Raw genomic sequence first — 22,618 nt, 5'->3', positions numbered from 1 at the left:
TGAGCACGGCTTTTTTTACATTTTTTTCAGCCTGAAAGGGCTTATCATTAGAATGGAAAGTGTCAGCATGATAAAGAGAAATAAAGGTGAAGGCCAATATGGAATTGCCAGAAAGCATAAAGTGGCCAGGCAGCCGGCAGCCGTTATTGGCAATCCTGTAAAATAGCCATTATTGTCACTGATGTTAAAACGGGCTAGCCTTAAAGCTCCACAGCCGATATATAGAGCAGTTAAGAAAGCGCCTGGTGCCCCATAATCATAAAGGACTCCCATGTATAGGAGCAGTGCAGGAGCAACTCCAAAAGAAATAATATCACTCATAGAATCCAGCTGCTTTCCTAGATCCGATTCAATATTCATTTTTCTTGCTGCCATCCCATCAAACCGGTCAGCAAGAGCTGCAATAAAAATCAGCAGCATACTCAATTTCAAATTGTCATTAATAGAAAATAAAATAGCAAAGCACCCTAAGAACAGGTTAGACAGAGTTAAGATATTTGCTGTCTGTGCCTTTAGCTTCTTGATGGTTAAATCAAGAACATCCTGTAAAAACATGTCAAACACTCCTTGCACCTGGGAATCACAGCCTGCAGACTATAAGAAGTTTTTTCTTATGGGCAATGTGTTAAAGTTTACTGTTAATTGGGAACCATCTGGAAGGAAAGAAATAGAAGTAATTCACAGAATATCAAGAAAGCCAAAATAAAAAAAGCGTCAAATCTGAGGAAGTCTATGGCAAACTTAGTTTTATATGTTATATAATAATATTTTATTCTATGCTTTTTATGCCTGTTCGTAAAGAACATATTTTTTAGGGGGCATGTCCTTTGTTAAAACCTGTATATCGCCTGCTGATTGAATTGACAAATGGAAGATGGACATCCGGGATACTGCAGAAATTTGCAAAATCAAATTTGAGCAGGCGGGTCATTCCGTCATTTTCAAGGATTTATAATATAAATGAAAGTGAAATGGAAAAAAACCTGCATGAATATCCAACACTACATGAGTTTTTCATTAGAAGGCTTAAAGAAGGTGCAAGAGTAACAGATGTGAGCCCTGACTCGGCAGTCAGTCCTGTAGATGCTGTTATCGAAGATGTTGGGAGTATACGGGAGGATCGTGTTATTTCAGTAAAAGGAAAAAACTATTCCATATCTGAGATGCTGGGTGAAAATAAAGCAGGAAAATATGCAGGCGGCACTTATATGATCTTTTATTTAAGTCCGAGCCACTATCATAGGATACACAGCCCGGTCACTGGAAAAGTAGCAGATCAATGGATTCTTGGGCTGAAATCTTATCCGGTCAACAAATGGGGATTAAAATATGGTAGAGATACACTTTCCAAAAATTACAGGAGCATAACTGAAGTGAGGCATGGAGATGCAGCAATCGCGATTGTGAAGGTTGGCGCTATGTTTGTAAATTCCATTGAACTTACTCATGAAGGGGAGCAGCTTGAAAAAGGAAAGGAAATGGCCTATTTTACGTTTGGCTCTACTGTCATTCTCCTGTTTGAGCAAGGGAAATTCGAACTTGAAAAGTCAATCAGGACCCCTGCTCACATTAAAGTTGGGGAGCGGATTGGGACGTTATTGTGAATGTTTGGGCCGGTTATTTCAGTCTTTAAGAAATATGGAGAATAAAAAAAGCCCTATTAAGGGCTTGTCCATTTTTAAGAAGTAACTTTTATGCTGTTTGATAGTGAGCGACGGTGGATTTCTGTTTCGATTAAACGAATGAAGTCTTTGCTAAGCTGCAGTTCCTTTGCTTTATAATATGATTCAATTAGTAAATCATCTGACAGTTTACGCATTCCTGTCCCACCTCCAGGCACTTGATATTTCAGTTCTAAAAGAATTAATTTATACATATAATGTAAGATTTTATGTTGTACCCCTACTCTAGCAAAATTAAACGATTAGAACAACTGTTCTCTTATCCACAGGAAACCGTGGATAACCTGTGATTATTTTGTTTATAAAAAGGGAAAAAGTATAAAAATCATATTGGATTATGTGCATAAAGTTATCCACAGGGTTGGAGAGCGGTTGTTTTTTGTCGAAAAATTTTTATTTTAAGAATAAATAATATCTATTCCATAGAAATATACTGAGCTTTGATTGTCTTTCCCCATTTTGTGGAATCGTATAAAATAGAACAGCTGGGATTGTATCCTCCAGTTTTTATTTTGAAAGAGCGGATGAAATTGGGTATGATAAAATCGGTGTTTTTCCATAGTGAAAACCCTGATGCAACTAATTATTAATAAAGCCCGTTAGGTATTTGAGGGCTGAGGAAAAATATTGTTGGACCATACGAATATATGATTGAGGTGTAAATATAGTGTTAAAGCATTTTTTGCCTGATCAGCATGTTAAAAGTATATTTGAAATAACTCCCCACAGTTTAAAGGAAAAAGGAGTCAAAGGAATTATCACGGACCTGGACAATACACTAGTTGAATGGGACAGGCCAAATGCTACACCGAAGCTGATTAGCTGGTTTGAAGAAATGAAGCAAAGCAACATTAAGGTTACCATTGTGTCAAATAATAATGAAAATCGGGTTAAGGCTTTTTCCCACCCCCTTGAGATTCCATTTATCTACCAGGCAAGAAAGCCAATGGGCAGGGCCTTCCGAAGAGCTCTATCAGAGATGGGGCTGAGAAAAGAAGAAACCGTTGTGATTGGTGATCAATTGCTGACTGACGTCCTGGGGGGGAACAGAAGCGGCTTCCATACTATTTTGGTCGTGCCTGTGGCCCAAACTGACGGATTTTTTACAAAATTTAACCGGCTTGTAGAAAGACGAATATTAAATTGGTTCAGAAAAAAAGGAATGATTCAGTGGGAGGATTAAGAAGTGAGTGAAGATCAATTTGTTTGCATAGGCTGTGGAGTAAAAGTTCAAACAGAAAATCCTGAGGAGCTGGGCTATGCTCCTCATTCAGCTCTGCAGAAGGAAACGATTATTTGCCAGCGCTGTTTTAGACTGAAACATTATAATGAAGTTCAGGATGTAAGCTTGACTGATGATGATTTTCTTAAGATCCTGAATGAAATTGGACAAAGTGATGCACTTATCGTGAAGATTGTGGACATCTTTGATTTTAACGGGAGCTGGCTTCCTGGGCTCCACCGTTTTGTAGGCAACAATAAAATCCTGCTTGTAGGAAACAAAGTTGACCTTCTGCCAAAGTCGGTGAAAACAAACAAGCTGATTAACTGGATGAAGCAGGAATCAAAACAGCTGGGTTTAAAACCGGAAGAAGTCTATCTGGCAAGTGCTGCAAAAGGGTACTCCATTAACGAGATTGCAGCAGCTATCGACCATTATCGGGAAGGAAAAGATGTGTATGTAGTAGGGTGTACAAATGTAGGTAAATCCACATTCATCAACCGTATATTAAAGGAAGTAACAGGTGAGGGCGATGTCATCACAACTTCCCACTTCCCTGGCACAACCCTTGATATAATCGAAATACCTTTATCTGACGGAAAAGCTTTAGTAGATACGCCAGGTATAATAAACCATCACCAAATGGCCCACTATGTAGATAAAAGGGATTTAAAGGTTATTACACCTAAAAAGGAAATAAAGCCTAAGGTTTACCAGCTGAATGAAGAGCAGACTCTGTTCTTTGGCGGTCTGGCAAGATTTGACTACATGGCCGGTGGCCGACGTTCATTTGTTTGCCATTTCTCCAATGAGCTGACTATTCACCGCACCAAAACGGAAAAGGCCGATGAGCTGTATCGGAATCATGCGGGAGAGATGCTCACACCCCCAAGGGAAGAACAAATGGAAACCTTCCCGGAGCTTGTGAAACATGAATTCACAATAAAAGAACCAAAAACAGATATCGTTTTTTCAGGACTTGGCTGGATTACTGTAAATGAAGGCGGGGCCAAAGTAGCTGCTTATGTTCCTAAAGGTGTTCATGCCATGATAAGGAAGTCTTTGATTTAGGCTGTGGACCTGCAGCTGCTTATGCTTTTCAAAGGGGTGAGGAATTTTGAAAAAGCTGTTTGGGGTGATTGGGGACCCGATTTCCCATTCAATGTCCCCCGCTATGCACAATGATCTATTTACCGCTTACAGTCTTGATGCACATTATCAGCCATTCCATATATCCAGGGGAAATCTGACGGATGCTATTAAAGGGTTCAGAGCAATGGGCATTGCGGGATTTAATGTTACAGTACCGCATAAGGAGGCTATCATCCCTCTTTTAGATGAACTGGATCCCCTGGCAGAGGCTATTGGAGCAGTAAATACAGTAGTCAATCAGGATGGAAAGCTAATAGGCTATAATACGGATGGGAGCGGGTATGTAAAAGGCCTGCTGAATCAAAAACAGCCAATTAAAAACAAAAAAGTGCTCATAGTAGGGGCAGGCGGAGCTGCAAGAGCCATTTATTTTACAATTGCCAAAGAAGGTCCTGAGCTTCTGGATATTTGCAATCGGACTCCAAAAAGGGCGGAACAAATTATTAATGACTGCCCATTTCAGATTCAAGCGCAAGTGCTGAGCAGACAGGACGCGGAGGAAAGCCTCGAGACATACGATCTTATAGTTCAGACTACATCGATAGGGATGCATCCGGAAATTGGCCATAGCCCACTTTCAATACATAAGCTGAAGCCTGGAGCTTTTGTAAGTGATATCATATACAACCCGCTTGAAACAAAGCTTCTGATGGAAGCTGCTGAAAAGGGTGCTGGAATTCAGAATGGGATCGATATGTTTGTATATCAGGGTGCACTTGCTTTCGAGATGTGGACTGGCATTGGACCTGATATTGAAAGAATGAGACATAAAGTTTTAAATCAGCTGGGAGGATTATCATGCTAACAGGAAAGCAAAAACGTTTTTTACGATCAAAAGCCCATCATTTAAATCCGATTTTCCAAGTAGGAAAGGGCGGGGTAAATGAAAATATGATTAAACAAGTAGGAGAAGCACTGGAAGCCCGAGAATTATTAAAGATTTCAATTCTTCAAAACTGTGAAGAAGACAGGGATACGGTGGCGCAGCAGCTGTCAAAAGGCACAAAGGCTGATGTTGTACAAATCATCGGGAATATAATTGTTTTATATAAAGAATCGAAAGAAAACAAACAAATCGACTTGCCGTAAGTTTCTTAAGCGTAAAACTGGAAGTATGGAGGAGAGTAAATGGAAAAGGTAGGCATACTTGGAGGGACCTTTAATCCGCCTCATATAGGCCATCTCATTATCGCGAATGAGGTAATGTCTTCTCATGGTTTGGATGAAATCTGGTTTATGCCGAACCATGAACCTCCCCATAAAAAGAGGTCTGATAATGTCAGCAGCGGTGATCGTACAAAAATGCTGAAACTGGCATTACAGAGCCATCCCGGCTTTAAATTGGAATTGATTGAGCTGGAGCGCGATGGCCCTTCATTTACCTACGATACAATCAGGATTTTGAAGGAAAACTATCCTCAAACGCAATTTTATTTTATTATTGGAGCTGACATGGTTGAGTATCTGCCCAAATGGCATAACATTGACAAACTTCTTAAATTGATTACCTTTATAGGAGTGAGGAGACCATCTTACAATTTGCAGACTCCGTATCCGATTCTTTATGCTGACGTTCCGGAAATGGGGATATCCTCGAGTATGATCAGAAGCCGTATAAAGGAAGGCGGAACTATTCGGTATCTGGTACCGGATGCTATAAGGAGTTTTATAAAGGAGAATCATTTATATGAATCGTGAACAGGCTCTTGCAATTGTAAGGGAACAGCTGACTGAACATCGCTACCTTCACACAGTAGGGGTGATGGAAACAGCCATTAACCTTGCAGCGAAATATGGTGCTGATACAAAGAAAGCGGAACTTGCGGCCATTTTTCATGATTATGCTAAATTCCGTCCTAAGGAAGAACTGAGGGAAATTATCCTTAAGGAAGGAATGCCAAGTGAGCTTTTGGAGTACAATAGTGAACTTTGGCATGCTCCCGTCGGTGCTTTTCTGACGGAGAAAGAAGCAGGAATTAATGATAAAGAGGTTTTGGATGCCATAAGGTATCATACTTCAGGCAGGCCGGGAATGGCACTTCTTGAAAAGATCATATATCTTGCGGATTATATTGAACCTGGAAGGCATTTTCCAGGTGTTGATGAAGTACGTGATTTAGCGGAAACAAATCTGGATAAGGCCTTAAGCAAGGCCGTCCAAAATACCATCATGTTTTTAATGAAAAAAGGGCAGCCGGTTTTTCCAGCGTCCTTCCAAACTTATAATGACCTTGTAATGACTAAGGAGGACTGATTAGATGAATGAAAATACATTGCTGATGACAGCAGTTAGAGCAGCGGATGATAAACGGGCAGAAGATATAACGGTACTTAATATGAAAGGCATTTCCCTGATTTCAGACTACTTTGTAATTTGCCACGGCAACTCTGATAAACAAGTGCAGGCCATTGCTAGGGAAATGAAAGAAAAATCTGAAGAACATGGGTTTGCTGTTAAAAGAATGGAAGGTTTTGATGAAGCAAGGTGGATTCTAGTTGATATGGGTGATATAGTTGCTCATATTTTCCATAAGGATGAAAGAAGCTATTATAATCTGGAAAGACTTTGGGGCGATGCACCGATCGAGAACGTTCAGGGCATGCTTAACCAATGAGCTATGGAAAGTTCGCTTATCTCTATGACAGACTGATGGAAGATGTCCCTTATGACAGCTGGATTAAAATGGTCAATGAAAAGCATGCAAAATTTAATGTGCCCGGCAAAAAACTTCTGGATCTTGCCTGCGGCACAGGCCAGCTTTCAATAAGGCTAAGGAAACAGGGGTATGATGTTACAGGTGTGGACTTATCAGAGGATATGCTGGCAGTAGCACAGGCAAAGGCGGAAGAGAACGGTCTGCAAATCCCCTTTTACCTGCAGAACATGGCAGAACTTGAAGGATTCAGCGAATTTGATATTATTGGCATTTTTTGTGATTCTTTAAATTATCTGGAGACGGAATCAGAGGTGAAAGACACTTTTTTGCGGGTCCACACCCATTTGAAAAGTGAGGGTCTTTTTATATTTGATGTCCACTCCATTTATAAAATCATGCAGATATTTATGAACCAGACATTTGCTGAAAATGATGAAGAAATTTCATATATCTGGCACAGCTATCAGGGGGAATATCCTAATTCTGTAGAGCATGATCTTTCATTTTTTGTTCTGGAAGAAGAAACGGGAAAGTATAACCGCTATGACGAACTGCACTTCCAGCGTACGTATCCTATTGATCAATATGAAAGCTGGCTTAGGGAATGCGGATTTGAACTGCTTGACATTTCAGCAGATTTTGAAGAGGGCCCTCCAGGCAGTCAGGCTGAACGAATTATTTTTATTGCAAAGAAAAGGAATTAATATATATAACAGCCGGATTGTCTGAAGCAATCCGGCTGTTTTTTTAGAAAAAAGAAGGATTATTTCCATTAACATCGAATAGCTAATGAAGAGAATACTGTTTTTTTACCTCAACAAGATCTTCGTCATACTTGGAATGTGTTGCCTGGAATAAGTGCTCAAATATTGTGCCAAGCTCGCTTTCGAGAATTTTAATTCCCTCTCCTGTAATTCCTCCTTTGACGCATACCTTCTCCTGTAATGTCGGCAATGTATAAAAACCCTTTTTCAGTAAATCCCCAAGTCCGATCAGCATCTCTCCTGCAAGCTTTGTAGCTGTTTCATTATCAATCTCCGTTTCTGTAACTGCCGCATTGATGAAGCGCTGTGTCAAATAGCTGAAAAAGGCAGGTCCGCAGCTGACAATATCCGAAGAAACCCGGGTAATATTTTCCTCGATAAAGACAGGCGTGGAGATGCTTTCAAAAAGCTTATGAAGTATCCCTTTCCAATGCTCGCTGCACTGTTCACCGAATGATAATAGCGAAACCCCTGATAAGGCCCGATTTGTTATGCTTGGAATCGCCCTGGCTGCTGAACAGGGCAGAATAGATTCAAGCTGTTTTACACTTATAGGGCTGGTTATTGAAACTACACATTTATCTTTTGACAGGAACGGCAAAATGTCCTGAACGACATTATACACATCATGAGGCTTTACACAAATAAAGATAAGTGAAGAACGATGTGCTGCCTTTCTTGCGTTATTTACAACGGTAATATCCAGATGAGTTTCCTTTATTTCCATCGCTTTTGCCGCTGTCCGATTGGTAATTGTCATGGAGGATGGGGAAACGGTTCCGCCATCAAGGAAAGCCTCGGTCAGTATCCTCCCCATGTTACCTGTGCCAATTATTCCGATTTTCATTGCTTTATCCCTCCTTCAAAAGCAAGCTCTCTCATATAACGATATGTATCAAAAACACATTTATTCCAAAAAGAAAGGATCGATCCTTAATGCCTGAATGGATAAAAACACATAAAATTTACTTTGCAGGAGCCGCCATTGCATTGGCTGCCTTCCTCTATTATTTTTTCATGCCTGTTCAAGAGGCTGAAGTTCCTGGGATTGAACAGGCAGTTCAATTAAAGGAAAATGAAGGTGATGATAAAGAAAATGAAACAGAAAGTGATGAACAGGCTGGACAGATGCCACAGCCAATGAAGGCAGATATTAAAGGTGCTGTGCAAAAGCCGGGAGTATACGAAGCGGCAGAAGGTGACAGGGTGATAGACCTGCTGGAAAAAGCAGGCGGACTGACTGATAAAGCAGATGGAACTAAAATCAATTTTGCCCTCAATATTACGGATGAAATGGTCATATATGTTCCGGAAAAGGGCGAAGTTCTCGAGGAGGCCGCAGTCGGAGATGAAAATATCGAGGTGAGGGGACAGCAAGATAACGGAAAGATAAATTTAAACCAAGCCAATGAATCGGAACTGCAGATGTTGCCGGGTATCGGCCCGTCTAAGGCTGCAGCCATAATTGAACACCGCGAGACAAATGGATCCTTTAAGGATATTGCGGACTTGAAATTAATATCAGGGATAGGAGAGAAGACCTTTGAAAAACTCAAAGAACATATTAGTGTAAAATAATTTCATTTCATTGACCTTAACGAGCTTGAGGCTTACACTTATTGAGAGAAAAAGCTATGTTTTTGAATTCCAGGGCATATACGCCTGAGCAAAAGACGGAAGGGGAGAGACTGCAAGATGGATCGGATTTCCTGGAACCAATATTTTATGGCGCAAAGCCATTTGCTTGCTTTAAGGAGCACTTGTACAAGGCTTGCGGTAGGCGCAACCATTGTAAGGGATAAGAGGATCATTGCCGGCGGCTATAATGGATCGATTGCCGGGGGTGAACATTGTATTGATGAAGGCTGCTATGTTATTGATAACCATTGTGTCAGAACCATTCATGCGGAAATGAATGCGATTTTACAGTGTGCAAAATTCGGGGTACCTACAACTGATGCGGAAATATATGTAACCCATTTTCCATGCCTCCAATGCTGCAAAGCGATAATACAGTCAGGAATTAAAACAGTTTATTACGCACAGGACTATAAAAATCACCCGTATGGAATTGAACTCTTTGAAAAGGCTGGAGTGAAAACAGTACAGGTAATAGCAGAAAAAGTGTCCTTTGATAACAGCAAACAAGAAAAAAGTGATTTTATAGAAGAACTAATAAATGAGCTTGAAAAAAGCGGAAAAGATCGGGACTTGGTGAAAGGCTATAAAGAAACAAAGGACAAGCTTTTTCAGAATTAAACCATTGAAGGAGTGGCACCTGAAATGATTAGGTCTTACTCCTTCCAAAAAACTAAAGGAGCAAATGATATGAAAGGCAGATGGATCTATGCAGCAGCTGCCTCGCTGCTGGGAAATTTGACATCTTTTTTTCATCCTGCTATAGCTATCGTTTTTTTTCTTCTGGCTTTTTTCCTCCTAAAAAGAAATATTTTATCATCCAAAAACGCCGCTATTCTGATAATGATTTACCTTGCCTTAATCATGCGCAGTGAATTTGCATCCGAACACAACAGGACAAGCCTTTCTGGAAATGAGAGCGAGTTCGAAATAACAATGAAAGAATCTGCCAAAATAGATGGTGACCTTCTTACTGTCTTTATTGATTTAGCCGAAAAAAAAGAAAAGCTGACAGCCAGGTATAAAATTAAATCTGAAACAGAAAAAAAGGCCCTTACAGACCACCTGGGAACAGGGATGACATGCCGGGTAAATGGCACCTTACAGACCCCTTCAACATCCACCAATCCTAATTCCTTCAGCTATCAGGAATATCTAAACCACAACAGTATCTTTTGGATCCTCGAAATAGAACAGTTACACCTCTCCGATTGCAGTTACCGTAAAAGCAGCCTCGTATTAACCATTTTAAAAATAAGAGAGATGGGAATTAATTATCTCCTGGATCATTTTCCTGAACAGACTGCTCCACTGGCTATTGCCCTTGTATTCGGTGAACGTGATTTTATTGATCAGACTACCATTGCTTCTTATCAGAAAATCGGAATTATCCATTTGCTTGCGATATCCGGCCTTCATGTAGGTATGCTTGCTGGGATGTTCTTTCTTGCTGGTATACGCGCCGGAATCACCAGAGAAAAAATGACCAGCATCTTATTATTGGTTTTGCCTTTATATGCAATATTGACAGGGGCAGCACCATCTGTTCTGCGGGCTGTGTTTATGATGCTTGTGGTTTTGCTCGCAAAGAAGCTGAAGGCTCCTATTCAACTAGCTGATGTTATCTCTATTGTGTTTATTGGCTACCTTTTTATCTCTCCTTATATCATCTATAATGCAGGGTTTCAGCTGTCATTTGCTGTCGCTCTATCGCTTATTCTCTCAGCTCCCATCATCCTCAAAAGATTTTCTGAGTCATACGCTGCTATCCTGGCAGTTTCTTTTGTTTGCCAGATGGCTGCCATTCCGATTCTTCTGTGGCATTTTTATGAGGTATCCATTATTTCCATAATTGCCAATCTGATTTTTGTGCCTTTATATTCTTCCATAATCCTTCCGGTGGTGTTGATTCTCTTCATTTTTGATTTATTAACAGGGGGGAAAGCAGATTTATTGCTCAATGTATTTGAAAAACTCATCAGTTTTCTAAATTGGATTGCTGAATTACTTTCGGCCATTCCTAACTCGGCCATTGTCCTAGGCAGGCCATCCCTGATTATGCTGATCGTCTATCTGCTGCTGATTCCCGCATTCTTTGCCGGCTGGGAAAGGTCAAAAAATAAAAAGGTTCTTATCAAGAGCGGTGTGCTTCCAATCCTCGCCATACTAATTCAGCACTTTTCTAATGTGTTTAATCCTGCCGGTGAAATTACATTTATAGATGTTGGGCAGGGGGACAGCATTCTGATAAAGCTTCCATATGGAAAGGGGAATTATCTGATAGATGCTGGAGGCACACTTATGTTTGACACTGAGGATTGGAGGATGAGAAGCGATCCTTATGAAACAGGAAAGGACACGGTAGTGCCATTTTTGAAAAGCAAAGGGATCAGTAAAATAGATAAGTTTTTTTTGACTCACGGGGATATGGATCACATTGGAGGAGCATCAGCTGTGATTAGGGAAATGAGGGTAAAGTCAGTAGTGATTTCGCAGGGGGCGGAAATCTCAGAGGATGAAAAGGATTTGATTGTTCATGCTAAATTAAAAAAAGCCAATATTGCATTCACTAAAGCTGGAGATAACTGGTCAATAGGAGATTCCGCATTTCAAGTTTTGTCTCCATTTGGAAATCGGATGGGGGACGTGTATACAGGGAAAAATGATGGCTCTATTGTCCTTTTTGCCAAAGTGGGTGGCCTTAACTGGCTGTTTACAGGAGATTTGGAGGAAACGGGGGAAAGTCAGCTTATTAAATCTTATCCCAATTTCAAAATTGATGTTTTAAAAATTGCACATCATGGAAGCAAAACCTCCACAACAGATTCATTTCTGGCTGCTGTTAACCCGAGGATTGCTGTTATTTCTGCAGGCAGAAACAACAGGTATGGGCATCCTCATAATGATGTAATGGGCAGGCTTAAAAAATTTAATGTGCATGTTCTGAGAACCGATAAGCAAGGGGCGGTTACCTATGTTTTTAAAGGAAATTCAGGAACCTTTTCGGTTCAGCTTCCATAGTATATGTTAGAAATGCTTCAGCTCCCTTTCTATACTCTCAATGCCTATTATCACTTACAGCCACAAAAAAAGAGACTGCTGAAGCAGCCTCGATGTGTCAGAGGTATGACACAATTACTTACTTTATGTAGCCATTAAGCTCCTAAAAATTTAATGACTGTTGCAATAACAAATAACGTTGCGAAGAAACCGAATGATACGATGAATCCTACTCCAGAGTCGATGGCATCATTACGTTTGCTTTGGACGTTCTTTTCAAATTCGTTCACAGTCTACCCCTCCTATTTCCTATATAGTATAAGTCATTCAAATAAAAAAATCTAGAGTTCCCCTGCCCTTTTCCTGCAATAGCAGGAGTTGTCACAAATATGCCGGCACATCAAGGGGAAAATAATAGAACAAAGGTGCACCGCAGCTTCCTGAGTATCCCGGGCCTCAGGCGGCAGCGTTCTATATAGATTGGAAATTGGCGTTCTTATGGGCGCCAATTTCTTATGTCTTGTCAAATTGCCATTGCTTCTTTAGGATATATAGTGAACATGCAATCTGCGGGATAGGGGCTTTATCCCTGCCCGTTAAACTGCAATAAAGTGAATATAATGTAAGGCGAACGGAGAGAAAGAAATTGGTTTTTGATATTTGGAAGCAGATAAAAGCGAAAAGTTTTGCTCCTATTTACTTATTATATGGAACAGAACCTTATCTTATAAACGAAACGAAGCAGCTTCTGATCAACAATGTGCTAAGCGAAGATGAAGCTGATTTTAATTTATCCTCTTATGACCTTGAGGAAACCCCAATCGATACAGCGCTTGAAGATGCGGAGACATTTCCGTTTATGGGGGAAAGAAGACTGATCTTTTTACATAACCCGGTTTTTTTAACATCAGAAAAATCGAAAGCTAAACAGGAGCATAATCTGTCAAAGCTCGAAGCCTATCTTAAAGAGCCTGCCCCGTATTCAGTAGTGGTATTTTCCTCATCTGCAGAAAAGCTGGATGACCGGAAAAAAATAACTAAACAATTGAAAAAAACGGCTGCAATCCTTGAAGCAAAGAAACTTAATGAAGGAGAATTGAAAGCCTGGATCAGGGAGCGCGCAGCACTTAACGGCGTGCAAATTGATGAATCGGCAGTTGAGCTAATATTGACATTGGCAGGCACCAACCTTTTTATCTTGACAAACGAGATCGATAAATTAGCTTTATATGCGAATGACACGAAGCGAATCGATGAACAAATGGCAGAGAAAATGGTATCAAGATCATTAGAGCAAAACATTTTTTCCCTTGTAGACAAGGTTGTTCACCGCAAAATAGAGGAAGCCCTGAGAATTTATTATGATTTATTAAAGCAAAATGAAGAACCCATTAAGATTTTATCGGTTATTACAGGGCAGTTCAGACTGATTTATCAGGTGAAAGAGCTTGCGAGGAGAGGCTACGGCCAGCAGCAGATTGCCGGCTACTTAAAGATTCATCCTTTCCGGGTGAAACTTGCAGCTGGACAGGCGCATATGTTTGCAGACGAAGAACTTGCAGCGATCATAAGCTTGCTTGCTGATGCAGATTACCAAATGAAAACTGGAGGCATGAATAAAACCATGCTGATTGAAATGTTCCTGTTTCGTCTGCAAAGTCAGGCGCTCAAAAAAAATCCTTAAAGAGATTACGTTTACAGCCTCCGGCACCTTGAGTATTGAGACAAAATTAGTAATTATGATTACATAAAAAAAAGCGATCCATTTGGACCGCTTTTTTGTGTAAAATAAAAGGCTATCCCTTAAGATAGCCAATATCTTCAAACATTACGCGTTTAAAGAGTTCATTTTTTTCATTAAACGAGACTTTTTACGGGCAGCAGCATTTTTGTGGATAAGACCTTTTGCAGCAGCTTTGTCTAGTTTACGAGCAGCATCAGCGAAAGATTCAGTCGCAGCAGCAGCATCGTTGTTTACGACAGCAGCATCAACCTTCTTAACAGCTGTACGCATTGCTGATTTAACTGTAGCGTTTTGAGCGTTGCGAGCTTCGCTAGTTTTAACACGCTTGATAGCAGATTTAATGTTTGGCATTCCATTCACCTCCTGAAAAAGCATCGAGATTCTATAACTCGACATTCACATTCATTAACAATAATTAAGAACAAGTGATATTTTATCAAACACGGGGGCATAATGCAATACTCTGTAATCAAAATTGCTGGAGGCGATTCTGCATGTTTTTGGACTTTAAAGGCAATGATAGTATATATCTGAATTTTAGTATAATGTGTGTTATTTTCCAATAGCTGAGAATGTGAGGGATAAATATGAAAGAATCAATAGATTTAAGCCAATACTCAGTCCGAACGGATCTTGCCATTGAAGCCAGGGAAATGGTTATTTCCGACAGGCAGAAAGACAATATTCATCAGCAGGAGAATCTTTCCCAAATAGAAGGCGTAATAATTAAAGAAAAAGAAGAAAATGATATAAAAATTTCTTTTGTTGAAGTAACAAAAGAAGGTGCAGAGGCATTGGGGAAAAAAGAAGGAAAATATCTGACACTTGAAGTGACGGGCATACGCCAGCAGGATACGGAGCTGCAGCACAAAGTGGAGTCTGTATTTGCTAGTGAATTCTCCCAATTTATTAAGCAGCTGGGAATCAATGAAGATGCATCCTGTTTAATTGTTGGACTGGGCAATTGGAATGTCACTCCCGATGCACTGGGTCCGCAAGTTTGTGAAAACTTGCTTATCACAAGACATCTCTATCAGCTGCAGCCTGAAAGCGTAGAAGAAGGCTATCGGCCAGTAAGTGCTATTTCCCCGGGAGTAATGGGCCTGACCGGGATAGAAACAAGTGACATTATTTATGGCATTGTTGAAAAAACAAAGCCCGATTTTGTCATTGCAATTGATGCTCTTGCTTCCCGATCAATTGAAAGAGTCAATTCTACCATTCAAATTTCGGATACAGGGATTCACCCTGGTTCTGGTGTCGGGAATAAACGAAAAGAAATCAGCAAAGAAACTTTAGGGATACCTGTCATAGCGATTGGCATCCCAACAGTTGTTGATGCTGTGTCCATCACAAGCGATACAATTGATTACATCCTGAAGCATTTCGGCAAGGAAATGAAAGAGGGGGACCGTCCATCACGTGCCCTCGCTCCTGCAGGAATGACTTTTGGAGAGAAGAAAAAGCTGACAGATGACGACCTCCCGGAAGAACATCATAGAAAAACCTTCCTTGGCATGATTGGAACCTTGCCTGAAGAAGAGAAGCGGAAGCTTATTTATGAAGTCCTTTCTCCTTTGGGCCACAACCTTATGGTGACTCCAAAGGAAGTGGATGTATTTATTGAAGATATGTCAAATTTAATTGCTAACGGTTTGAACGCAGCACTCCATCAAAAAGTGAATCAGGATAATGCCGGTTTTTATACCAGATAGGAAATAACATGTTCTATCTTCTCTAGCAAAGTCATAACATTTACTAGACTAGCAAGGAGAGGTGGAACAATGAAACCTTTTAAATCGAACGGACTTGTAGTAACCATTCAAGGGACAAGCTTGCTGAAAGCCATAGGCGGATTTTTGCTTTTTCTATTTATGATATTTTCAATAAGCGGAGCATTAACTTCATTAAAGCCGGAATACAGAATCAGCTCCTCCTCAGTTAATTCCGCTGCGAACAGCCTGACAGGAGAAATGCTTTATCATTTTCTTGGATGGGAAAACCACTCATTTCTCGAGGGGGTTTCTAAAACCAGTTCACCCCCGGGCTTTGCCAATTTGGTTTTCAAGCTATCCACAAATGTCAATTTGGATGATCCCAGAAGCCTTTTGGGAAGGGAGCTTCCATTCTTCTCTATTTATGACAGTAAGATCCTTGTTGCTGGTGAAGGAACGGATTATACAAACATGCCTGTGGAATCTTCTCCTCCTATCGAAGTGCTGAAGGCAGAACAGGAGGCAGCTCTGCAAAACACCGAAGGCCTTGAGCCGGATGGTGATTCGAAACAGTCGAAAACACCTCCGATGTCTACAGGTGATAAAAAACCAGTCTATGTTTACTTTTCGCATAATACGGAATCCTATCTTCCTTATCTGAAGGGTGTAACCAATCCTGATGCAGCCTTTCATTCCAAAATTAATGTTACTAAGATTGGTGATAAGCTTAAGGAAGAGATGGAGAGCAAAGGAATAGGGACTTTTGTTGACAAAACGGATATCCAGGCAAATTTAAGCAAGAAAGGATTAACGTATGGACGTTCCTACCAGGAATCCAGAGAAGTTGTCCAGGCTGCAATTACGTCCAACCGGGATTTGTCTTACCTAATCGATATTCACCGTGATTCAAAAAGAAAAAAAGACACAACGAAAGAAATAAACGGAGAGTCTTATGCCAAACTAGCTTTCATTATTGGCGGAAATAACCCGAACTATGAAAAGAACTTAAAATTTGCGAAAGAGCTGCATGATAGATTGAACGTTAAGTACAAAGGATTGAGCAGGGGAATCATGAAAAAAGAGGGTGCAGGGACAAATGGCAACTTCAATCAGGATTTATCTGGGAATGCCATCCTCGTTGAATTTGGCGGAGTAGATAATACGTTTGAAGAATTAAACCGTTCGGCAGAAGCACTCGCAGAAGTGTTCAGTGAATATTATTGGCAGGCCGAGGAAGTAAATGCATCAGCTGGCGGTGAAACAGAAAAGAAATAGTATTAGGATGATGAGGAATGAAAATATTTATGCTAAAAGCTCTTTTTCTGGCAGCGGTTATGTTTGTCTCAGTATTATTTGGAATGCAGCAGGCAAATGAAGGAATCCACAGAATGAAGGGTTTCCATGACGAAGATTTCAAGAGTGCCCTAACCTTAAATGAAACCAATGAAGGTGAAGTGCATGCATCTGTCCTGGGAAATGATGTGTCCAGCCATGATCTTCAGCAGAAAAAAGAAAAGCTTGAAGAAATGAAAGCATATAACTTTTTTTCATCTCTGGGAAAAAGTATATCCGAAGGCTTATCAGAGCTGACAGAAAAATCGGTCGCATTCATCACAGACTTAATAATCGGAAAGTAGGCTGCTCAGGAGGGCAGCCTTATTTTTTTTGAACGGTTAGAGACGTGAAGCTTAGCATTGAATCTTCACAAACGTACTGATATAATCAAAAATAGTGTATAAACTAAAAGGACTATTTAAAATTGACCACACTTGGCTCCAGGCGCCTGTCTTAAGGCGCTTGCGCTTTTCTTATAGTAGGAGTTGAATTATTTATAATGAACAGAGAAGAGAGACTAAAAAGGCAAGAGAAAATAAGGAATTTTTCGATCATTGCCCATATTGACCATGGCAAGTCGACTTTGGCGGACAGGATCCTTGAAAAAACCAATGCGCTGACATCACGCGAAATGAAGGATCAGCTCCTTGATTCCATGGACCTCGAAAGAGAGCGCGGCATCACGATCAAGCTTAATTCCGTCCAGCTAAATTATAAAGCTAAAGATGGAGAGGTATACACTTTTCACTTAATAGATACCCCGGGACACGTCGATTTTACATATGAAGTTTCCCGAAGTCTGGCAGCCTGTGAAGGAGCAATCCTGGTGGTGGATGCGGCTCAGGGTATTGAAGCACAGACCCTTGCAAATGTCTATCTGGCCTTGGATAACGATCTTGAGATTCTTCCGATCATCAATAAAATTGACCTTCCAAGTGCGGATCCGGAACGGGTGCGCAATGAGATTGAAGAAGTCATCGGCCTGGATGCTTCTGAAGCGGTACTTGCTTCAGCAAAAGCAGGAATCGGCATTGAAGAAATCCTTGAACAGGTAGTTGAAAAAGTGCCCGCTCCAGTAGGTGATCCGGATGCCCCTTTAAAGGCGCTTATATTTGACTCCCTTTATGATGCCTACCGTGGAGTTGTAGCCTACATCCGTGTGGTGGATGGTACGGTAAAAGTAGGAGATAAAATAAAAATGATGGCAACTGGGAAAGAGTTTGAAGTTACTGAGGTCGGTGTGTTCACTCCTAAATCCACTCCATTGGCTGAATTATCAGTTGGAGACGTCGGCTTTTTGACTGCTGCAATCAAAAATGTTGGAGATACACGTGTAGGAGATACCATCACAAGTGCGAAAAATGGTGCAGCCGAAGCTCTTCCTGGGTACAGGAAGCTGAATCCGATGGTTTATTGCGGACTTTATCCAATAGACAGCGCCAAGTTCAATGATTTGCGTGAAGCCCTTGAAAAGCTGGAACTGAATGATTCTGCCCTGCAGTTTGAGCCTGAAACGTCACAAGCGCTTGGCTTTGGATTCCGCTGCGGTTTCCTTGGATTGCTTCACATGGAAATCATCCAGGAGCGCATTGAGCGCGAATTCAAAATTGACTTGATTACAACAGCACCAAGTGTTATCTATGATGTCATCCTGACTGATGGCACAGAGGTTAAAGTGGATAATCCATCCAATATGCCTGATCCGCAAAAGATTGACCGTGTCGAAGAGCCTTATGTAAAAGCTACAATGATGGCGCCTAATGATTATGTGGGAGCCATAATGGAACTTTGCCAGCAAAAACGCGGCATCTTTATTGATATGCAATACATGGATGAAACCAGAGTAAATATTATATATGAAATTCCTTTATCGGAAATTGTTTATGATTTCTTTGATCAGCTGAAATCCAATACAAAAGGATATGCCTCTTTTGATTATGAACTAATTGGGTACAAGCCTTCAAAACTTGTTAAAATGGATATTCTGTTAAATGCCGAAAAGGTAGACGCATTGAGCTTCATCGTTCATAAGGATTTTGCTTATGAAAGAGGAAAAGTAATCGTTGAGAAGTTAAAAGAGCTAATTCCCCGTCAGCAATTTGAGGTTCCTATTCAAGCGGCGATTGGCCAGAAAATTGTAGCCCGCTCAACTATTAAAGCCATCCGCAAAAATGTATTGGCGAAATGTTACGGCGGGGACATCTCCCGTAAGCGTAAATTATTGGAGAAGCAGAAAGAAGGTAAAAAGCGGATGAAACAGGTTGGTTCTGTTGAAGTTCCGCAGGAAGCCTTCATGGCAGTTTTGAAGATGGACGATAACAGCCCTAAAAAGTAAAATATTTGCTTTGTTTTAAGAGGTTAGATATGCTGTCATAATAATAACAGCACTAACCTCTTTTTAATTGAATGTGTTTTAAAATTTGTTGCTTTCTAGTGGCTAAATGAGTTAAACCATTGAGTTGATTGGAGCAGAAGGCGCGAAATCCTCGAAAATGCTGCCGCATTTTCTGCTTTCGGTGTTGATTCAAGGAAGCTTATTCATTGTCCTGCGGGAGTAGCGTACCAGGGGAGACCCCGCAGACGCAGAGCGTCGAGGAGCTTCGGCAGCCGTGTGGGAAAGCATGAGTGCCTGCCGGCGGAAATCAACGGGTAAAATTCAAAAAGCTATATAAATTAATTGGAGAGCGATTGAATGATGAAAGTAGTGAAATAAATGATAAAAGCAGCTTATATACACATCCCATTTTGTGAACATATCTGTCATTACTGTGATTTTAATAAAGTGTTCTTGAAGAACCAGCCAGTTGGAGAATATCTGGACTCTCTTGACATAGAGATGGATCTTGCTTTGAAAGAAGTACCTGCATCCCGCCTTGATTCTATCTTTGTAGGAGGCGGCACGCCAACTGCGCTGAACGAGAAACAGCTGGAAAAGCTTTGCGGCATCATCAAAAGGCAGCTTCCCTATGACTCGTTCACAGAATATACATTCGAAGCTAACCCAGGAGATCTCTCTGAGGAAAAACTTCAAATATTGCATGATGCTGGAGTCAATCGGCTCAGCTTTGGCGTTCAGACCTTTAACGATGAACTCTTAAAAAGAATTGGAAGGTCACATAGAGCAAGAGACGTTTTTCAATCAATTGAAGCTGCAAAAAAAGTCGGTTTCGATAACATCAGTATCGATCTTATATATAGTCTTCCAGGCCAGACACTTCAGGATTTTAAAGATACACTCGAAACATCATTTACACTGGATATTGCCCATTATTCCGGCTATTCACTGATCATTGAACCCAAAACGGTATTCTATAATCTGATAAGGAAAGGAAAACTGCCGACTCCTGGTGAAGATGTGGAAGCTGAGATGTATGAATTATTAATGGAAGAAATGGACAAACACGGCTTTGCGCAATATGAAATCAGCAATTTTGCAAAACCTGGCTATGAGAGCAGGCATAACATCACTTATTGGGATAATAAATGGTACTATGGCTTTGGGGCTGGCGCACACGGCTATGTAAAAGGACTTCGCCGTTCAAACCACGGACCCCTGAAAAAATATATGGAGCCTATTGAAAACGGCCAGCTTCCGATCCTGGAAGAGCATAAAGTGCCCTTGGAAGAACAGATGGAAGAGGAAATGTTTCTTGGACTAAGAAAAACGGAAGGTGTCTCAATAAGTCGCTTTAAAGAGAGATTTGGCAAAGATCCGCTGGAGCTGTTTGAAGTCCAAATTAAACAGCATACCGAAAAAGAATTAATTGTTGCAGGGGAAGAGCATATTAAATTGACAAGGCGAGGACGTTTCCTTGGAAATGAAGTATTCCAGTCCTTTATAGGGTAATCAGGCATAGGTATTGCGTCGGGAAAAAAGAAAGCCAAATTATTGACACTGCACGTTTGATTTGATAATTTATTAGTAGAATTAGCACTCGGTAACAAAGAGTGCTAACAGAGGTGATAACTGTGTTAACAGATCGTCAATTATTAATTTTTCAAGTAATTGTTGATGATTTTATTCAAACTGCACAGCCTGTCGGGTCGAGAACCTTGTCGAAAAAAGAAGAAATTTCTTTTAGTTCCGCAACGATCAGAAATGAGATGGCTGATTTAGAGGAACTTGGGTTTATTGAAAAAACACACACCTCATCGGGGAGGATTCCATCTGAAAAAGGGTATCGCTACTACGTGGATCACCTTTTATCCCCGCAAAAATTAAATCAGTATGATATCCACAAAGTGCAATCGATCTTTGCGGAAAGAATCTATGAGCTTGAGAAAATCGTTCAAAGATCGGCAAAAATTCTATCTGAGCTGACAAATTATACATCCATTGTCCTCGGGCCTGCAGTAAGGGATAACAAGCTGAAGAAAATTCAGATCGTTCCGTTGAATAAAGAAACAGCAATAGCAATTATTGTCACAGATACAGGCCATGTGGAGAACAGGATGTTCCACTTGCCGGAAAACATTGATGCCAGTGATTTGGAGAAGGTTGTCAATATCCTTAATGACCGGCTTGCCGGTGCACCATTGGAAAGTCTGAACAATAAGCTATATAAAGAGGTTGCCGTTCTTTTAAGGCATCATATCAATAATTATGATTTAATGCTGAATTCAATTGCCGATACAATCAAGATACCAGCCTATGATAAGCTTTTCTTCGGCGGGAAAACAAATATGCTCAGCCAGCCCGAGTTTCATGATATAGAAAAAGTTAAAAACCTCATGAATATGATCGAGCAGGAAGAAGGCATATATGATTTAATCCGTAAAAACAAGTCAGGGATCAATATAAAAATCGGACGGGAAAACAATAATTCAGCAATGGAAAACTGCAGTCTGATAACAGCAAGCTATTCGATTGGCACCGAACAGCTCGGTACCATTGCCATTCTGGGGCCGACAAGAATGGAATATTCAAGAGTCATAAGCTTATTGAACTATATCAGTGCAGACCTATCAGCTGTTTTATCTAAATTGTATCAAAACAGATGATGGTGGAGATATTGATTAAGGGTGGAAAAACCTTTCCACTCCTTTCCTTATGGTTTTTATTTCGAAGAAACATCCATTCTTTAAGGGAGGTGAACATGTTGGCAGAAGAGAAAGGCACACTAAACCAAGAATTAAATGAACAAACCAACGAACCTGAAGGAACCGGAAATGAGGCTCCTATTGAAGAGGTATTTGCGGAGGCAGAAGCAGAAGCCGATACTGATAAGGGAAGCACTGATGGAGAGCTTACAGCAGCGAAAGCGAAAATAGCTGAACTGGAAGGCAAGCTGGAAGAAGAAGAAAATCGCATCTACCGCCTTCAGGCTGATTTTGAAAATTCCCGGCGCCGTGCAAGGCTTGACCTTGAAGCGTCTGAAAAATATAGAGCACAGAGCTTAATCTCCGATTTGCTGCCTGCGATTGACAATTTTGAGAGAGCTCTTCAGATGGAAGCTGAAAATGAACAGGCTAAATCTATCCTTCAAGGGATGGAAATGGTTTACCGCAGCTTGCTGGAGGCTATTAAAAAAGAAGGCGCAGAACAGATTGAAGCAGTTGGGAAAGAATTCGATCCTCATTTACACCAGGCTGTGATGCAGGTGGAAGATGAGAATTTTGATTCCAATATCGTGGTCGAAGAATTTCAAAAAGGCTATAAGTTAAAGGATAGAGTCATTCGTCCATCAATGGTTAAAGTAAATCAATAAC

At 40.7% G+C, this 22,618-nt stretch carries 25 protein-coding genes; 20 read left to right on the top strand and 5 right to left on the bottom strand.

All coding sequences use genetic code 11. The features are described from left to right. Positions 1–15: 15 nt before the first annotated feature. Complete coding sequence (pssA, locus tag ACR42H_RS20900; RefSeq protein WP_113882764.1) at positions 16–555, bottom strand: CDP-diacylglycerol--serine O-phosphatidyltransferase; 540 nt, start codon at positions 553–555, stop codon at positions 16–18. A 272-nt stretch (positions 556–827) separates the two neighbouring features. On the opposite strand from pssA, the gene ACR42H_RS20895 reads away from it, so the two are divergent. Next, positions 828–1,604 carry a phosphatidylserine decarboxylase gene (locus tag ACR42H_RS20895; protein ID WP_436373053.1) on the top strand — a complete coding sequence of 259 codons (777 nt, stop codon included), beginning with the start codon at positions 828–830 and terminating at the stop codon, positions 1,602–1,604. 74 nt (positions 1,605–1,678) lie between these two features. On the opposite strand, the gene ACR42H_RS20890 is transcribed toward ACR42H_RS20895, so the two are convergent. Continuing rightward, complete coding sequence (locus tag ACR42H_RS20890) at positions 1,679–1,819, bottom strand: sporulation histidine kinase inhibitor Sda (RefSeq protein ID WP_113882863.1); 141 nt, start codon at positions 1,817–1,819, stop codon at positions 1,679–1,681. 530 nt (positions 1,820–2,349) lie between these two features. Between ACR42H_RS20890 and ACR42H_RS20885 the strand changes: the two genes are divergently transcribed. Genes ACR42H_RS20885 through ACR42H_RS20850 form a run of 8 tightly spaced genes read left to right on the top strand, consistent with a single transcriptional unit; the run spans position 2,350 to position 7,417 of the window. Next, positions 2,350–2,865: a YqeG family HAD IIIA-type phosphatase gene (locus ACR42H_RS20885; protein ID WP_113882766.1), complete on the top strand. Its 516-nt coding sequence runs from the start codon at positions 2,350–2,352 to the stop codon at positions 2,863–2,865. A gap of 3 nt (positions 2,866–2,868) precedes the next feature. Further along, the gene (gene yqeH, locus ACR42H_RS20880; RefSeq protein ID WP_113882767.1) at positions 2,869–3,975 is read left to right on the top strand and encodes a ribosome biogenesis GTPase YqeH; all 1,107 of its coding nucleotides are present in this window, start codon (positions 2,869–2,871) and stop codon (positions 3,973–3,975) included. 46 nt (positions 3,976–4,021) lie between these two features. Then, positions 4,022–4,861, top strand: coding sequence for a shikimate dehydrogenase (gene aroE, locus ACR42H_RS20875; RefSeq protein ID WP_113882768.1), 840 nt, complete (start codon positions 4,022–4,024; stop codon positions 4,859–4,861). Continuing rightward, the gene (gene yhbY, locus ACR42H_RS20870) at positions 4,855–5,145 is read left to right on the top strand and encodes a ribosome assembly RNA-binding protein YhbY (RefSeq protein WP_113882769.1); all 291 of its coding nucleotides are present in this window, start codon (positions 4,855–4,857) and stop codon (positions 5,143–5,145) included. The genes aroE and yhbY overlap by 7 nt, the downstream gene beginning before the upstream one ends. A 39-nt stretch (positions 5,146–5,184) precedes the next feature. After that, positions 5,185–5,754, top strand: coding sequence for a nicotinate-nucleotide adenylyltransferase (locus tag ACR42H_RS20865; protein ID WP_113882770.1), 570 nt, complete (start codon positions 5,185–5,187; stop codon positions 5,752–5,754). Beyond that, a complete protein-coding gene (yqeK, locus tag ACR42H_RS20860) occupies positions 5,744–6,310 on the top strand; it encodes a bis(5'-nucleosyl)-tetraphosphatase (symmetrical) YqeK (protein WP_113882771.1) in 567 nt (188 codons plus the stop codon). Before ACR42H_RS20865 ends, yqeK begins: the two co-directional genes overlap by 11 nt. A 4-nt stretch (positions 6,311–6,314) precedes the next feature. Beyond that, entirely contained in the window at positions 6,315–6,671 is a 357-nt protein-coding gene (rsfS, locus tag ACR42H_RS20855) for a ribosome silencing factor (protein WP_113882772.1), read from the top strand. Beyond that, a complete protein-coding gene (locus ACR42H_RS20850; protein WP_113882773.1) occupies positions 6,668–7,417 on the top strand; it encodes a class I SAM-dependent DNA methyltransferase in 750 nt (249 codons plus the stop codon). The genes rsfS and ACR42H_RS20850 overlap by 4 nt, the downstream gene beginning before the upstream one ends. A gap of 82 nt (positions 7,418–7,499) precedes the next feature. Here the strand turns inward: ACR42H_RS20850 and comER are convergent, their stop codons facing one another. Continuing rightward, positions 7,500–8,324, bottom strand: coding sequence for a late competence protein ComER (gene comER, locus ACR42H_RS20845; RefSeq protein WP_436373044.1), 825 nt, complete (start codon positions 8,322–8,324; stop codon positions 7,500–7,502). Positions 8,325–8,413: 89 nt separating this feature from the next. On the opposite strand from comER, the gene ACR42H_RS20840 reads away from it, so the two are divergent. The 3 genes from ACR42H_RS20840 (at position 8,414) to ACR42H_RS20830 (ending at position 12,136) form a co-directional block, all read left to right on the top strand. Continuing rightward, positions 8,414–9,055 (top strand): helix-hairpin-helix domain-containing protein, encoded by a 642-nt coding sequence (locus tag ACR42H_RS20840; RefSeq protein ID WP_436373041.1) that lies wholly within the window; start codon positions 8,414–8,416, stop codon positions 9,053–9,055. A 117-nt stretch (positions 9,056–9,172) separates the two neighbouring features. Next, positions 9,173–9,736, top strand: coding sequence for a ComE operon protein 2 (locus ACR42H_RS20835; protein WP_113882776.1), 564 nt, complete (start codon positions 9,173–9,175; stop codon positions 9,734–9,736). Positions 9,737–9,805: 69 nt separating this feature from the next. Continuing rightward, on the top strand, positions 9,806–12,136 hold the full coding sequence (locus ACR42H_RS20830; RefSeq protein WP_436373038.1) for a DNA internalization-related competence protein ComEC/Rec2: 2,331 nt from the start codon (positions 9,806–9,808) through the stop codon (positions 12,134–12,136). Between the two features lie 134 nt (positions 12,137–12,270). Here the strand turns inward: ACR42H_RS20830 and ACR42H_RS20825 are convergent, their stop codons facing one another. Next, positions 12,271–12,405 carry a YqzM family protein gene (locus tag ACR42H_RS20825; RefSeq protein ID WP_019382872.1) on the bottom strand — a complete coding sequence of 45 codons (135 nt, stop codon included), beginning with the start codon at positions 12,403–12,405 and terminating at the stop codon, positions 12,271–12,273. A gap of 356 nt (positions 12,406–12,761) precedes the next feature. Between ACR42H_RS20825 and holA the strand changes: the two genes are divergently transcribed. Next, positions 12,762–13,799 carry a DNA polymerase III subunit delta gene (gene holA, locus ACR42H_RS20820; RefSeq protein WP_113882777.1) on the top strand — a complete coding sequence of 346 codons (1,038 nt, stop codon included), beginning with the start codon at positions 12,762–12,764 and terminating at the stop codon, positions 13,797–13,799. A gap of 144 nt (positions 13,800–13,943) precedes the next feature. Here holA and rpsT read toward each other — a convergent pair whose 3' ends face one another. Then, entirely contained in the window at positions 13,944–14,210 is a 267-nt protein-coding gene (rpsT, locus tag ACR42H_RS20815) for a 30S ribosomal protein S20 (protein ID WP_113882778.1), read from the bottom strand. 236 nt (positions 14,211–14,446) lie between these two features. On the opposite strand from rpsT, the gene gpr reads away from it, so the two are divergent. The 7 genes from gpr (at position 14,447) to grpE (ending at position 22,617) form a co-directional block, all read left to right on the top strand. After that, on the top strand, positions 14,447–15,574 hold the full coding sequence (gene gpr / locus ACR42H_RS20810; RefSeq protein ID WP_113882779.1) for a GPR endopeptidase: 1,128 nt from the start codon (positions 14,447–14,449) through the stop codon (positions 15,572–15,574). 69 nt (positions 15,575–15,643) lie between these two features. After that, positions 15,644–16,849: a stage II sporulation protein P gene (gene spoIIP / locus ACR42H_RS20805; RefSeq protein WP_113882780.1), complete on the top strand. Its 1,206-nt coding sequence runs from the start codon at positions 15,644–15,646 to the stop codon at positions 16,847–16,849. A 17-nt stretch (positions 16,850–16,866) separates the two neighbouring features. Next, the gene (locus ACR42H_RS20800) at positions 16,867–17,211 is read left to right on the top strand and encodes a YqxA family protein (protein ID WP_113882781.1); all 345 of its coding nucleotides are present in this window, start codon (positions 16,867–16,869) and stop codon (positions 17,209–17,211) included. Between the two features lie 197 nt (positions 17,212–17,408). Continuing rightward, the gene (gene lepA, locus ACR42H_RS20795) at positions 17,409–19,244 is read left to right on the top strand and encodes a translation elongation factor 4 (RefSeq protein WP_436373030.1); all 1,836 of its coding nucleotides are present in this window, start codon (positions 17,409–17,411) and stop codon (positions 19,242–19,244) included. 378 nt (positions 19,245–19,622) lie between these two features. Beyond that, complete coding sequence (hemW, locus tag ACR42H_RS20790) at positions 19,623–20,756, top strand: radical SAM family heme chaperone HemW (RefSeq protein WP_436373028.1); 1,134 nt, start codon at positions 19,623–19,625, stop codon at positions 20,754–20,756. A gap of 122 nt (positions 20,757–20,878) precedes the next feature. After that, complete coding sequence (gene hrcA / locus ACR42H_RS20785) at positions 20,879–21,910, top strand: heat-inducible transcriptional repressor HrcA (protein WP_113882784.1); 1,032 nt, start codon at positions 20,879–20,881, stop codon at positions 21,908–21,910. Positions 21,911–22,005: 95 nt separating this feature from the next. Continuing rightward, positions 22,006–22,617 carry a nucleotide exchange factor GrpE gene (gene grpE, locus ACR42H_RS20780; protein ID WP_113882785.1) on the top strand — a complete coding sequence of 204 codons (612 nt, stop codon included), beginning with the start codon at positions 22,006–22,008 and terminating at the stop codon, positions 22,615–22,617. The last annotated feature ends 1 nt before the right edge of the window (position 22,618 follow it).

The organism is Cytobacillus sp. BC1816, assembly GCF_051353635.1.
Taxonomy (GTDB): domain Bacteria; phylum Bacillota; class Bacilli; order Bacillales; family Cytobacillaceae; genus Cytobacillus; species Cytobacillus oceanisediminis_C.
This window is presented reverse-complemented; position numbering and strand designations above follow the sequence as displayed.